Origin of the sequence: Pseudostreptobacillus hongkongensis (assembly GCF_001559795.1) — a bacterium.
GTDB lineage: Bacteria > Fusobacteriota > Fusobacteriia > Fusobacteriales > Leptotrichiaceae > Pseudostreptobacillus > Pseudostreptobacillus hongkongensis.
In genome coordinates this window covers 76227-89788 of record NZ_LOHY01000088.1, presented here as the reverse complement: position 1 = coordinate 89788, position 13562 = coordinate 76227, and the positions used below count along the sequence as shown (strand labels likewise).

Below are 13562 nucleotides of genomic sequence, written 5' to 3'. Positions count from 1 at the left end.
TCTAATTCTTACCTTTCTTTAATTTAACTATATAAAATCCATCTAAATATTTATTTTCATAAGAAATTAAATTTCCTCCAAATCTATCCTTAATAATTTTAACTTCCTTAGGAAATTCTACATCAACAACTTCTAATTCAGGATATTTATTTAAAAAGTATTCTAAATTATTAGTATTTTCATTTTGAAGTATAGTACATGTACTATATACTAATTCTCCACCTTCTTTTAATAACTTATACACATTATCAAATATTTTCTTTTGTATTTTTTTTATTTCTTTTACATCATTTTGTTTTAATTTATATATTTTCTCAGGTTTCTTAGTTAAAACTCCTATACCAGAACAAGGTACATCAAGTAATATCTTATCATACATCCCCTGATTAAATTTAGTCGCATCTGAACATATAGCTTCAAAGTTAGCATAATCTTTTTCAAATTCCTTAAGCATATTCACCTTATGTTCATGTATATCTGTTGCAACTAATTTTAAAGGATTATACCCCTCTAGTATAGCAAGCGATTTACCACCAGGAGCTGCTGCTGCATCATATACTAAGTCAGTATCTTTAACATTTAAAATTTTAACAACTAAATTAGAAGAACCATCTTGTATATGAATATTCCCTAATAAATAATCCCTTGTTTTAGTTATTTTATTATTATTTAAATAATATACATTATCAACTTCAAATAAGATTTCACTTTCAACATCTTTAACTAACTTAATAAAATTATCTTTAGATAACTTTTTATGATTTACTCTAACAGAAAAATAACTATTTTGTTTATATCTTCTAAGCACATCTAAATATTTATCTTCTCCAAATTCTATTTTCATTTTTTCTACAAACCATTTTGGATATGATAATTTAACATTAAGTGGTGCATTAATTTCAAGTTCTTCTTTTTTTTCTATAAAATTACGTAAAAATGAATTAACAAATTTTGCTTGAAATTCATTATATTCTTTAGCAATCTCTACTGCTTCAAAAACTACCCCTTTATAATCTGCACTAGTATATAGAATTTGGGCAAGACTCACTCTTAATATCTGTTTAATATATCTTTTAGGAGACTTAGCTAAACTTTCTATGATGTAATCTATATACATTAAATTTTTAATTGTAACATTAACTATGTTATTTATAAATGCCTTTTCATTTCTAGTATAACTATTTTTACTAAAAATATAGTTCATTTGTATATTACTATACTTACCATCTTCTATTATATCTTCAATTAACTTAACAACATCTTTTTTTATACTCATTATTTAGCCCCTTCTTCCTCAGCTTTGATAAAATTATTAATTATGTACACTATTATAGCTAGTGTATATAAATAAGGTACATAAGAACTAATAATTTCAAGATAAAGACATATACCAGATAGTATGAATAAAATAGGTATTAATAGATATCTTTTTTGTTTAGTATCAACTACATAAAAAGATATAATTATACCAGATAGAATATACATAACCCTCGTGACAAACATAATTGTAAGTAATATATTAAACTTTAAAATAGAATCATTTATAAAATCTGATGAATTAAGTACACTTTCAAATATAAAAGCTATAAATGTAGATATTAATATAAAAATATACATTTTTTTATTCTTATAAGCTAACTTAGTAAGTAAATCTTGCATAAAAAATATACTCATAAAAGTAAATAGTAAAGATCCTAAAAGTATATATAAATTAGCTAAAGGATTAGTTAAAACATAAATATATATGAAACAAATTAATATATATATTATATTCTTAACTTCAATTTTTTTTAACATTTAATTCACCTCTTTATCAAAAACAGAACGAATTATAGATGTTATTTCTTTATTATCATTTAGTTTTAAGTTTAATTCATATAAAATATTTCTATATCTTCCATCATATTCCATATTATATATATTCATAAACTTAATTATTGTAAGTGCTTTTAATATATCTTCTTCTTTACTTATATTTTTTATATAATATTCTAATTGTGAAAACATTGTCCAATATCTATATTTATTACTTTTATCAAAATCAAAGAATAAATTCAAACTATACTTGATACTATTAATATCTTCTAATTTAATATCAAAATCATTAAGATTAAGCATAATATTGAAATAATCTGTTATAGTTTTTATAACTTTAATAGCCAAATAAGAATCAACATTAGTTACAAGTATTGGAGAAACCATACTAACTATTTGATCTTTTTCACATTCATATCTATATATTTCTAGAAAAGTTCCATCTTTTTCTTCTTTTAAAACACCACTTATTATATACTTTAATTTTGGATTAACATGAGATATACCTTTAAAGAAGTTTAAATCATAATTTCCTTTTTTAGCAATAAAAGATGTTTCATTTTTATTATATGTAACCTGAAACTTAATATTTGTATACTTGTATATTTTTTCTAATATTAAAACTGGTATAATATTTAAATAATCTTTTATTTCTTTATTTACAGGCTTAACAGTATCAAATGCTATAGGTAGAAACATTATATTTGTTAAACTATCTTTAGATACTTCTAATTTTTCATTTCTATTTAAAATATAGTAGTATAAAGGGTGTAATATATTAAAATATTGTTGCTTTCCATCTGTATTTTCATTTTCAATTCTATCATAAAGAACGATATTATTATTTTTTAACTTCATTTTTAAAAATTCATTCTCATAAAACACTAATTTATTTAAAATCTTTTCATCATAAAGTTTTATATCATACATTTGTTTTAAAAGATCTAGACCTTCTATATATTTCATAACAAGATAATAATATTTTAAAACTATATTACAGAAATCTAGTTTTCTTTCATTAATATCAAATTTGGTAAGTATATGATCTTCAAATTCACTAAACTGATTATACTTAAACAATATTTCAGATATCTCACATAAAATATCAACTCTATTTTTAGCATACAATATAGATTTTAAGATATATATATTTGCACTAGGATATCTTGAACTTTTATATTCTTTTTTTGCAAATATCATACATAATCTATACGCTCCATCTATTTCTGACATTTTTTTCATAAGTTCATTTGCATTATGAACTTCTTTAGAATTTAACATTTCTATAAATTCTTTAACAAGTTTTTTATTATTAGGAAACTTAGTTAATCCTTCTATTATTATTTCTTCATATTCTACATCAAGTTCTAAATATAGATGAGAAAGTGCATAGTAATAATAAAGTATACCGCTTAAATTATTTCCATCACTTATATATTTATCTATAATAAATAAAACTTCTCTATAATCACTTGAACAAAAATATATTTCTGATAAAATTTCCATGGATCTTAAAGATGAGTGTTCCTTATCTTTTAATATAAGGGCAAATTCTAATACTTCTTCATATATATTATAATTAAGTGCTATAAGTAAAAGATTATATAAATTTTCTGTATTATTTATATTTTCTTTCATTTTAGGATATAGGAAAGTCTTTATCCACTTGTCTTTTTCAACTAATATTTCTTCATTTAAATTTTCATCAAAAACTTTTATTTTAACAGATTCTTTATGAATGTTTTTCTTTTCTTTTTTAAATAAATTCCAAAACATTACGACCTCCTATTTTATGATATCTTCTATTATTCCGCCACCTAAACAAACCTCTTTATTATAAATAACAGCAACTTGTCCAACTGTAACTGCTTTTTGAGGTTTTTCAAATATAACCTCATATTTATTATCAACTTTATTTATTACAGCCTTAACATCATCTTGTCTATATCTAAATTTAACACTACATTCATATGGAAAAGTTATATCATTTATTAAATTTAAATCATGTACAACTAAGCCTTTTGAATAAAGTAAACTATCATCACCTTGTGCAACAACAAGTTCATTTTTATCCATATCCTTTGCCACAACAAAATATGGTTCTCCTGTTCCATCTTTAGAATTACCAAGACCTATACCTTTTCTTTGACCTATCGTATAATACATAAGTCCAGTATGTTTCCCTAATACTTTTCCATCTATATTAACTATATTACCAGGTATTGCAGGTAAATATTTAGATAAAAATTCTTTAAAGTTTCTTTCACCTATAAAACATATACCTGTACTATCTTTCTTTTTAGCTGTTTTCAAATTATGTTTTAAAGCTATTTCTCTTATTTCTGGTTTTTCATATTCTCCTAATGGAAAAATAACTTTTTCTAATTGCTTTTGAGATAATCCACTTAAAAAATAGCTTTGATCTTTATTATTATCTACTCCTCTTAAAAGTACCTTTTCTCCTTTATCATTAGTTGTTAATCTTGCATAATGACCTGTAGCTATATAATCTGCACCTAATTTTTCTGCATATTCTAAAAAGGCTTTAAACTTAATTTCTTTATTACACATAACATCTGGGTTTGGAGTTCTTCCTAATTTTAATTCTGAAAGAAAATATTCAAAAACTCTATCCCAATATTCCTTAACAAAATTAACTGAATAATAAGGTATGCCAATTTGTTCTGCAACTGCAATAACATCATTGTAGTCATCATCTGCACTACAGTGTCCATTTTCATCCTTTTCATCCCAGTTTTTCATAAATACCCCAATAACTTCATAACCCTGTTCTTTTAAGACTAAAGCTGCAACTGAAGAATCTACCCCACCAGACATTCCTAAAACAACTTTTTTTGCCATATTTATTCCTACTTCCTTATAAAACATTAGTATTTATATTATACCTTTTTTCACAACTATTATCAAGAATATATATATTATTTTATACTAGTTTCTATAACATTTATAATTTTAGTATAATCATCATATTTGTTTACTTCATTTTTTATATAATCAGAATTTTCAAAATTTTCAGTATACCAAAATATATGTTTTTTTATATCAGGTATAAATTTTCCATTATTATCTAATTCATATTGTTTTAAATATTTGATCAACATATTAATTTTATCTATATCAGTCACTATTGTTTTAACTTTTCCAAATTCTAATATTTCTCTTATTTGTGATATAAGCCACGGATTACCAAATAATCCCCTTGCAAGCATAATACCATCAACACCTGAATAATTTATTTTTTCCAATGCATCTTCTGGTGTTAAAATATCTCCATTCCCTATAACTGGTATTGAAATATTTTCTTTTACTTCTTTTATAGCATTCCAATCTGAACTCCCTGTATACATCTGAGCTTTGGTTCTTCCATGAACTGTAATATGATGGCATTTTAATTTTTCAGCAATTTTAGCTATATCCATATATTTATCTGCTTCTTCATATCCCAATCTTATTTTCAAAGAAATTTTAGTATAAGGATTCAAAATTTCCTTTAATTCTGAAACTATAGAATAAATTTTCTCAGGTTCTCTTAAAAGAGCAGCACCATTACCGCTACTAGATATCTTTTTCATAGGGCAACCACAATTAAGATTTATATGATCAACCCCTAAACTTTCCACATATTTAGCACAAAATTTAAGATTTTCAATATTTTCACCAAAAATTTGAACAGCATTTCCTTTTCTTAACCTTAAAATTTTAGGAACTTCTTTTATTTTTGTATTTGCTATTATATTTGAATTTATCATTTCTGTAAACATAAGATCTGGTTTAAACTCTTCATGTATAAGTCTAAATGTATAATCTGTTACACCTGCCATAGGTGCTATATATATCTTTTTTCTCATTTTTCTCCTATTTAAAAACTGAATCATACGATTCAGTTTATATTAATTCTTTTAAGGCCTCTAAAGCTTTTTCATAGTTTAATTCGCTTTTAACTTCACTAGCAAGTTCTTTATATCTAATTACACCTTCTTGATCTATTACAAACACTGCTCTTGCTAAAAGTCTTAAATCTCCAATTAACATCCCATATTGCATTGAAAAATCTAAATCTTTATGATCTGAAACTGTTATTGCATTTTCAACACCTTCTGCTGCACAATATCTAGTTAAAGCAAAAGGTAAATCATTTGATACTGTAACAACTAAAGCTTTATCTCCTAATTTCCCAACTTCATTATTAAATTTAGCTGCTTGAACTGCACATATTCCTGTATCAACTGATGGAAAACATGTAAGAACTATAGCCTTTCCTAAATGATCTTCTAATCTAAATTCAGATAAATCTACATTAACTGCTTTAAATAATGGTGCTTTATCTCCAACTTTAACTTCTTTCCCTAATAATTCCATAGGAATTCCACCCATAGTAACTTGCATAAAATACCTCCTAATATATCTCTTCTTATATTTTTTATTATACTAAATTTATTAAAATTTTACCAGTTTTTCCCCTTTTTCTAAATGTATATAATAAATTATTTTAAAAAAATATATTTTTGGTTCATCTTGTGGTATAATTTATAAATGGAGGTAATATGAGTTTAGAAATTTGTGTAGGAAATATAGAAGACATTTATATTTGTAATAAATTTAAAAATATAGCTAGATTAGAATTAAATCAAGGGTTAAGCTGTGGTGGACTTACACCTAGCTTTAATTTTGTTAAAACTGCAATAAACATTTCAAAACATCCAGTTGTAACTATGATTAGATGTAGAGAAGGCGATTTTAATTATACAAAACACGAATTTGATATGATGTATGAAGACGCTAAAACTTTTTTAGAACTTGGAGTTCAAGGAATAGTATTTGGATTTTTAAATAAGGATAAAACAATAGATATAGATAAAACAAATAGGTTTATAACTTTAATTCATAAATACAAAAAAGAAGCAATATTCCATAGAGCTATAGATGTTTCTGATAATTACTTAAAAAATATTAAACTATTAAAAAATATGAATATTGATAGAATACTTACATCAGGACATGAAAAAATTGCTTTAGATGGTCTAGATAACATATTAAATGCTTGTAATATTTTTGAAAATATATTAGTAGGTAGTGGTGTAAATACTGAAAATATACATATTTTCAAAGAAAATGGTATTAAAAATATGCATGGTTCTTTTTCTGAATTAATAGAGAATGATTATGATATTAATTTTGGTAAAAATACTATTACATCAGAAGAAAAATTACAATCTATTGACTTTATAACATTTTAAGTTTACAATATATAGAGGTGAAAAAATATGGCAAACAAAAAAGATCTTTCCAAAAAAAAAGAAAATGTAATAATACAAAGTGCTAATCTTTTTTTTCGTAATGGATATGTAAATACTGGACTTAATGAAATACTTGAAGTTTGTAATATTCCAAAAGGTTCTTTATATTACTACTTTAAAAATAAAGATGAATTACTTTTAAACGTAATAGAGTACCAAACAAAAAGAATACTAGATCTTTTTGATAATACTGTAGATGATTTATCAATATTTAAATTAAAATCTTTTTTTTCTATCTTTCTTAATAATATAGCAATAATAGAAATAGAAAATGATAATCAAGAAAAAGAAAATAATGAAAATAGTTTGTTTGGAAATATAGAAGAAAACACCATTAAATTCTATGGTGGTTCACCTTTAGGAAACTTAAATGCAGAACTTTCAAATTTAAGTAATGAAATTAATGAAAAAATTTCAGATTCATTTAAACAAATAGAAAACAGAATTTATCTTTTTCTTGAGACTCTTAGCTGTGTTCATGAAAAATATAGATCTGATTACACTGAATTTTATACTTATCTTTTAATAAACAACTTAGAAGGAAGTTGTCTAAAACTTAAAAGAGAGCAAAGTTTAGAACCTGTTGATGAATTTTTAAAATTCTTTGATATCTTAATAGAAAAAATGATAAATGATTAAAAGCGTTAAGAACATGTGTTCAAAACGCTTTTTATTTTACCAAGTATATATCATATTTAATGTAATTTCTAATTTAGTTGTTCTTTGATATCATTTTTTATACCCGAATAATTAACTGTAATTTTATAATTATCTTCAAGTTTAGATTTTGACCAAAAGATGAGGCTTTATTATCTGTGATATAGAACTTACCTGTTAATTTTAATTCAGGTATTAATTTAAAAGTGGAGACATGCTCCACTTAATTAATTATTATAATCTAGTTTTTCATATTTTAATATATTTCCATTTTCATCTATTTCAAATTTAAACAGATTCTTCTTACCATAAAGTGTTAAATACCATTTACCATATCCTTTTTTCATAATTCTTGTATCTGAATATGTAATCTCTTCATTTTCTACTTCCATAACCTTTTTACTTGCAATAGCACTTACTTCTTTTGCTGTATATTTAGACATAGGAGTCTCAATAACATAGCAAGAGAAAGTTAAAGGTAATAACAAGGCTGTTAAATATTTACGCATTTTCTTCTCCTTCCAATTTTTTGATAATAATATCCATAACTTCATCAAAGCATAAATTAGTTCTAAAACCTGAAGCAAGTTTGTGGCCTCCACCACCAAGAACTCCTGCAACATTATTTACATCTATTTTTTTAGATCTTAAGCTACCTTTCAAATTAGATTTTTCATCTTCTCTAATAAATAAAGAAACTTTTACTCCATCTATACTTATTAATAATTCTGATATACCATCTACATCCTCATCTGTTAAATTATATTCTTTCATTTTTTCTTTACAAATAAAGTAATATGCAAAACCTAATTCTTTAATAAAAGTATAATCAAATAAAGCAAGTCCAAAAGCTTTAGCCTTACCTTTTGATTTAGAAAATAGTATATTACTTATTTCATTATTATTTATTCCAACTTCCATAAGTTTAGCACTTACTTCAAATGTATTTTTAGTCACATTTCCATGTCTAAAATTACCCGTATCATTAATTATTCCTAAATACATAAATTTAGCTATCTTTTCACTTAGCTTAACATTAAATAATTCTAAAAATTTATAAAGTAATTCTGATGTAGAAGAAATATCTTCCACATAATTAATATTTAAGTATTTTGTATTACTAATATGATGATCTATATTTATAGTCTCTTTTGCAATTTTAAATATATTATTGTCTATAGCTGCACGTTCCATACTTGCTGTATCAACCATTATAACAAGCTCAACTTCTTTTTCATTATAACTATTTTTTATACACGAACTTTCAGGAAATTTATAAATATATTTAGGTAATTCATATTGTATTACTATATCTACATTTTTGTCAGGCGCATATTCTTCTATAATATATTTTAATGTAAATAAAGCACCAAAAGCATCTCCATCTGGATTAACATGTGCTGATATTATTATATTCTTATATTTATCTACAGTTTCTTTTATTTTATTTAGCATCTCTACCTCTTTTTATTAAACATATTTTTATAATCTTCAAGGCTTATTTCATTTCCTTTTTTTTCTTTTAACAAGGTCACTTTATTAACGTTTCCTCTAGGATTATTTAATATATACCCTACACCTTTTATAGTATTAATATGATTTATCCCTATAGCTATTGCATCTGCTGCATCATCTGGTTTAGGTATTTCTTTTAATTTAAGTATTACCTTGGTCATTTCTTGTACTTGTTTTTTACTTGCACGTCCATAACCTGTTATACCAGTTTTAACCTGTAACGGAGTATAATTAAAGATTTCAATTCCAGACATTTGTGCTTTTAAAACTATAACTCCTCTTGCTTGAGCAACTGAGATTATAGTTTTCTGATTTTTAAAGAAGAATAGTTCTTCTATAGCCATCTGATCTGGTTTATATAAGTTTATTATACTTTCTAATTTCAAGTATATTTGTTCAAGTCTTAAAGCCATATCTAAATCTTTATCAGTATATATACACCCATAGTCTATAAGTTCTATTTTATTATTTTTATAATCTAATATAGAATAACCTACTATAGCTGTACCTGGATCTATTCCTAGTATTCTCATAGTTCACCTCTAAAGTATTATACTTTATTTCTAAAATTAATACAACAATTTAAATAAGAAAGAAAAAGAGACGATATATAATCGTCCCTAAAATATAATTAAATTAGTCTTTATTTAATGTATAATAAGCAATAGCATCACTTAAATATTGTGCTGTACCTTGACCTACCTTATCAATATTAGTTTTAAATCTTTCATCATTAACATACATTTTCCCAATACCAGCAAATACTTCTAAAGAACAATCAAAGACATATTCATTAAAATTATTATATAATAAGGCTATTTGTTCTTGTACTTGTTTATTTTCAACATTTAATCCTTCTGTTTTAAATTTTTTTAAACTTTTAAAGATATTTAGCCATTTGTTAAAAACTTCTTCATTCATATTATTTTTGGCATTTTCCACTGCAAATTCTCCATATTTTTCTTTTGCTTCATCTTCATACATTATACCAAAATTTTCTTTATTAAATCCATCAAATTTTTCGTTTATCGTCATTGTTTTCCCTCCTTGATAATCTATTATAGTTTTTTCAATTGTTATCAATAATCTTTCTAAATTTTCTTTTTCTATTTTTAATAATTCTTTCTGCCTTAAAAGACTTTCTAATCTATTCACTTCATTATCTTGCAACAATCGTTTAATATCATTTAACTTAAATCCTAAAACTTTATAGAAAAGTATCTGCTGTAGTTTATTTATATCAGATTCATTATAAAGTCTATAATTGTTGTCACCTTTTTCAGGGACAAGAAGACCAACTTCATCATAATGATGTAGAGTTCGAACGCTAACTCCTGAAATTTTTGCAACTTCTTTTATATGATACATCAATTCTCCTTTCATTTACTTAATTAGCTAATCTACTCTTATCTTATACTATTACGTTACGTCAGTGTCAATAAATAATATAAAATTTTTCTCAAAATATATAGTCATTAACCCACAAATATAATTCCACATTTTGAAACTACACTTGCATTTTAGTCACTAAACCAATCTATTTATCTGTTAGATTCAAAATAATATATTTTATAATTCCACATAAAAAAGTTAATCTTTCATAAAACTATTTTCTTAAATATATTTTAACCAAAAATCTTGAATTCATATTTTTTAAGTGATATAATTTTAAATAAAATAAAGTGGAGGTAATCATGAAGAAAACATCAAAAGTTTCTATTATAGGTGCTGGTTTTGTAGGTTCTGCAACAACTCTTTCAGTTGTATTATCTGGGCTTGCATCTCATGTAGTTTTAGTAGACGTAAATAAAGATAAAGCCGAAGGGGAAGTTTTAGATATAGCTCATGGTGCAGCTTTTATTAAAACTGTTAATATAGTTTCAGGAGATTATAAAGATACGGCTGATTCAGATATAGTAATAATAACAGCTGGAGCAGGTCAAAAACCTGGTGAAACTAGACTTGATTTAGTTCATAAAAATGTTGCAATATTTAAAAATATCATACCTCAAGTTACACGTTACTCACCTAATGCAGTACTAGTTATAGCAACTAATCCAGTTGATATAGTAACTTGGGTGGCATATAAATTATCAGGATTCCCTGCAAATAGAGTAATAGGTACTGGAACTGTACTTGATACTTCAAGATTAAGATATTACCTTGCCGAAGAATTTGACTTAGATGCTAGAAATGTTCACGCATATATTATAGGAGAACATGGAGATTCAGAATTCCCTGTTTGGTCATCAGCTTCAATAGGTCCATTAACTTTTGATGAATACTGCAAAAGAGAAGGTAAAAATGCTGAAGAATTAAAAACTAATATACACGAAAAAGTTAAAAATGCAGCTTATGAAATTATTTCAAGAAAAGGATATACTAATTATGCTATAGGAATGGCAACTAGAAGAATAGTTGAAGCTATATTAAGAGATGAAAATAGCATATTAACTATTTCAACTTATAACCAAGTTGAAGATGTTTACTACTCTGTTCCAAGTATAATAGGTAGAAATGGATTCCAAATGAAAATATGTCCTGAATTTGAAGAAAGCGAAAGAGAAAAACTAGAAAATACTAAAAAAATTCTTAAAGAAGTTATTAAGAGTTTAGAATTATAGAAAATATATAATAAGGAGATTAAAATGTATAATATCATACAAATTAATCTCCTTTTTCAATAATCTATTTTATTTAAAATCTACAACTATGTTATTTTGACCTACATAAACATCTCTTATACTTCTTGCGCTTATACCATCTTTAGAAAAATCATATATTTCTTTATTATCTAATAAAGTATAAACTAAAGCATTAGAAATTTGTTTAACTTGATCTTCCCCTATTATACCATCAATATTTTTAACTCTAATATTTTTAGTATATAGTTTTCCATCAGCATATCTAATATCACTTTCTAAAGTAACTACTGCTTTAGTACTCGGGCTTGAAGTAAATATAGCACTTAGTATATTACTAGATTCAATATCTATAACTACTTGTAATTTACCATTTTGAACATAAACATCTCTAACTTTTGTACTTCCTTTTACAACAACATAATCTTGACTACCATCAACACTAGCTGCTATAGCACGTTTAACTCTTTCATTTGACACATTATACTGTCCTACTAAAGAAAGAACTGAACATGACATTAAAACGATAGATAAAACAACCAAACTTAAATATTTTTTCATAATTCTCCTCCTATTAATCCTACTGTATCTCTTACAACTTTCATTTTTTCACTTGTAATTTCTCTTGCAATTTTAGCTCCATCTTTTAATATATCATACACATAATCCATATTATTTTCTAACTTCATTCTTAATTCTCTTTGTTTACTAAAGTAATCTAAAATTCTTTCAAATAATTCTTTTTTTGCATGACCATAACCATAATTACCAGCTATAAATTTTTCTTTCATTATTTCAACTTCTGCTGGAGTTGCAAATAACGAATAAAGTTTAGTAACGTTATTATCTGGATTTTTAGGCTCTTCAAGCGGAGTTGAATCAGTTACTATACTCATAACTTGCTTTTTTAATTCTTTCTCTGGTAGATACATATTAATTATATTTCCGTAAGATTTTGACATTTTTTCACCATCTGTTCCTACCACTGTTGCGACAGTTTCTAAAATTAATGCTTCAGGTAATTTAAATACTTCTTTTTGATAAAACTCATTAAATCTTACCGCAAAATCACGAGTAAGTTCTATATGTTGCTTTTGATCTTTTCCTACAGGAACTACATCTGCATCATAAATTAATATATCTGATGCCATAAGAACTGGATAATTAAATAAGCCTACATTAGGTTTTATTCCCTTTGCTACCTTATCCTTATAAGCATGACCTCTTTCAAGTAATGCCATAGGTGTTTGATTAGATAAAATCCACATAAGTTCTGTATGTGCTGGTACTGAAGACTGTAAGAAAATTTTAGATTTCTTAGGATCTATACCTGCTGCTAAATAATCAAGAACTACATTTAAACTATGCTTTCTTAAAACATCTGGATTTATTTGACTTGTTAAAGAATGATAATCAGCTATAAAATATAGCCCGTTATAATTATCTTGTAAATCAACAAACTGTTTAAGAGCTCCAAAATAGTTACCTATATGAAGTACTCCGCTAGGTTGAATACCTGATAAACTTCTTTTCATATATATACTCTCCTCTATCAATTTCTTTTTATTATTATACCATATTTATATCTTAATTTTAAGTATATATTTTCCCATTT

General features: G+C 24.8%; 15 protein-coding genes. 3 read left to right on the top strand and 12 right to left on the bottom strand.

Annotated features, from left to right (window positions below; genetic code table 11):
- Position 1 precedes the first annotated feature (1 nt).
- From rsmB to tpx, 6 genes are read right to left on the bottom strand one after another with little or no spacing between them, the layout of a single operon-like run.
- Entirely contained in the window at positions 2-1276 is a 1275-nt protein-coding gene (gene rsmB, locus AYC59_RS04285; RefSeq protein ID WP_066895560.1) for a 16S rRNA (cytosine(967)-C(5))-methyltransferase RsmB, read from the bottom strand.
- Complete coding sequence (locus AYC59_RS04280; RefSeq protein ID WP_066895558.1) at positions 1276-1797, bottom strand: hypothetical protein; 522 nt, start codon at positions 1795-1797, stop codon at positions 1276-1278. The genes rsmB and AYC59_RS04280 overlap by 1 nt, the downstream gene beginning before the upstream one ends.
- Positions 1798-3591 carry a hypothetical protein gene (locus AYC59_RS04275; RefSeq protein ID WP_066895556.1) on the bottom strand — a complete coding sequence of 598 codons (1794 nt, stop codon included), beginning with the start codon at positions 3589-3591 and terminating at the stop codon, positions 1798-1800.
- Positions 3592-3600: 9 nt separating this feature from the next.
- On the bottom strand, positions 3601-4704 hold the full coding sequence (gene mnmA / locus AYC59_RS04270; protein ID WP_415635706.1) for a tRNA 2-thiouridine(34) synthase MnmA: 1104 nt from the start codon (positions 4702-4704) through the stop codon (positions 3601-3603).
- Between the two features lie 50 nt (positions 4705-4754).
- Positions 4755-5684 (bottom strand): tRNA dihydrouridine synthase, encoded by a 930-nt coding sequence (locus tag AYC59_RS04265; protein ID WP_066895553.1) that lies wholly within the window; start codon positions 5682-5684, stop codon positions 4755-4757.
- Positions 5685-5721: 37 nt separating this feature from the next.
- Positions 5722-6222, bottom strand: a complete 501-nt coding sequence (gene tpx / locus AYC59_RS04260; RefSeq protein ID WP_066895551.1) for a thiol peroxidase — start codon at positions 6220-6222, stop codon at positions 5722-5724.
- 158 nt (positions 6223-6380) lie between these two features.
- On the opposite strand from tpx, the gene AYC59_RS04255 reads away from it, so the two are divergent.
- Complete coding sequence (locus AYC59_RS04255; RefSeq protein WP_066895549.1) at positions 6381-7073, top strand: copper homeostasis protein CutC; 693 nt, start codon at positions 6381-6383, stop codon at positions 7071-7073.
- Between the two features lie 27 nt (positions 7074-7100).
- Positions 7101-7772, top strand: a complete 672-nt coding sequence (locus AYC59_RS04250) for a TetR/AcrR family transcriptional regulator (protein ID WP_066895547.1) — start codon at positions 7101-7103, stop codon at positions 7770-7772.
- A 245-nt stretch (positions 7773-8017) separates the two neighbouring features.
- Here AYC59_RS04250 and AYC59_RS04245 read toward each other — a convergent pair whose 3' ends face one another.
- The 4 genes from AYC59_RS04245 to AYC59_RS04230 all read right to left on the bottom strand — a co-directional run bounded on the left by AYC59_RS04245 (position 8018) and on the right by AYC59_RS04230 (position 10673).
- Positions 8018-8299, bottom strand: coding sequence for a hypothetical protein (locus AYC59_RS04245; RefSeq protein ID WP_066895545.1), 282 nt, complete (start codon positions 8297-8299; stop codon positions 8018-8020).
- Positions 8292-9245 (bottom strand): DHH family phosphoesterase, encoded by a 954-nt coding sequence (locus AYC59_RS04240; RefSeq protein ID WP_066895543.1) that lies wholly within the window; start codon positions 9243-9245, stop codon positions 8292-8294. Before AYC59_RS04240 ends, AYC59_RS04245 begins: the two co-directional genes overlap by 8 nt.
- Before the next feature lie 2 nt (positions 9246-9247).
- The gene (ruvC, locus tag AYC59_RS04235) at positions 9248-9838 is read right to left on the bottom strand and encodes a crossover junction endodeoxyribonuclease RuvC (RefSeq protein ID WP_066895541.1); all 591 of its coding nucleotides are present in this window, start codon (positions 9836-9838) and stop codon (positions 9248-9250) included.
- A gap of 103 nt (positions 9839-9941) precedes the next feature.
- Positions 9942-10673, bottom strand: a complete 732-nt coding sequence (locus tag AYC59_RS04230; protein ID WP_066895539.1) for a MerR family transcriptional regulator — start codon at positions 10671-10673, stop codon at positions 9942-9944.
- Positions 10674-10999: 326 nt separating this feature from the next.
- Here AYC59_RS04230 and AYC59_RS04225 point away from each other — a divergent pair, with 326 nt between their 5' ends.
- Positions 11000-11929, top strand: coding sequence for an L-lactate dehydrogenase (locus AYC59_RS04225; RefSeq protein ID WP_066895536.1), 930 nt, complete (start codon positions 11000-11002; stop codon positions 11927-11929).
- A gap of 69 nt (positions 11930-11998) precedes the next feature.
- Here the strand turns inward: AYC59_RS04225 and AYC59_RS04220 are convergent, their stop codons facing one another.
- The gene (locus AYC59_RS04220) at positions 11999-12508 is read right to left on the bottom strand and encodes a hypothetical protein (protein WP_066895534.1); all 510 of its coding nucleotides are present in this window, start codon (positions 12506-12508) and stop codon (positions 11999-12001) included.
- On the bottom strand, positions 12505-13482 hold the full coding sequence (trpS, locus tag AYC59_RS04215) for a tryptophan--tRNA ligase (RefSeq protein ID WP_066895532.1): 978 nt from the start codon (positions 13480-13482) through the stop codon (positions 12505-12507). Before trpS ends, AYC59_RS04220 begins: the two co-directional genes overlap by 4 nt.
- Positions 13483-13562: the final 80 nt, after the last annotated feature.

Excerpts from the sequence above, each read along its gene's own strand:
- rsmB (WP_066895560.1), bottom strand. The coding sequence starts at position 1,276 with ATGAGTATAAAAAAAGATGTTGTTAAGTTAATTGAAGATATAATAGAA.
- AYC59_RS04280 (WP_066895558.1), bottom strand. The coding sequence starts at position 1,797 with ATGTTAAAAAAAATTGAAGTTAAGAATATAATATATATATTAATTTGT.
- AYC59_RS04275 (WP_066895556.1), bottom strand. The coding sequence starts at position 3,591 with ATGTTTTGGAATTTATTTAAAAAAGAAAAGAAAAACATTCATAAAGAA.
- mnmA (WP_415635706.1), bottom strand. The coding sequence starts at position 4,704 with ATGTTTTATAAGGAAGTAGGAATAAATATGGCAAAAAAAGTTGTTTTA.
- AYC59_RS04265 (WP_066895553.1), bottom strand. The coding sequence starts at position 5,684 with ATGAGAAAAAAGATATATATAGCACCTATGGCAGGTGTAACAGATTAT.
- tpx (WP_066895551.1), bottom strand. The coding sequence starts at position 6,222 with ATGCAAGTTACTATGGGTGGAATTCCTATGGAATTATTAGGGAAAGAA.
- AYC59_RS04255 (WP_066895549.1), top strand. The coding sequence starts at position 6,381 with ATGAGTTTAGAAATTTGTGTAGGAAATATAGAAGACATTTATATTTGT.
- AYC59_RS04250 (WP_066895547.1), top strand. The coding sequence starts at position 7,101 with ATGGCAAACAAAAAAGATCTTTCCAAAAAAAAAGAAAATGTAATAATA.
- AYC59_RS04245 (WP_066895545.1), bottom strand. The coding sequence starts at position 8,299 with ATGCGTAAATATTTAACAGCCTTGTTATTACCTTTAACTTTCTCTTGC.
- AYC59_RS04240 (WP_066895543.1), bottom strand. The coding sequence starts at position 9,245 with ATGCTAAATAAAATAAAAGAAACTGTAGATAAATATAAGAATATAATA.
- ruvC (WP_066895541.1), bottom strand. The coding sequence starts at position 9,838 with ATGAGAATACTAGGAATAGATCCAGGTACAGCTATAGTAGGTTATTCT.
- AYC59_RS04230 (WP_066895539.1), bottom strand. The coding sequence starts at position 10,673 with ATGTATCATATAAAAGAAGTTGCAAAAATTTCAGGAGTTAGCGTTCGA.
- AYC59_RS04225 (WP_066895536.1), top strand. The coding sequence starts at position 11,000 with ATGAAGAAAACATCAAAAGTTTCTATTATAGGTGCTGGTTTTGTAGGT.
- AYC59_RS04220 (WP_066895534.1), bottom strand. The coding sequence starts at position 12,508 with ATGAAAAAATATTTAAGTTTGGTTGTTTTATCTATCGTTTTAATGTCA.
- trpS (WP_066895532.1), bottom strand. The coding sequence starts at position 13,482 with ATGAAAAGAAGTTTATCAGGTATTCAACCTAGCGGAGTACTTCATATA.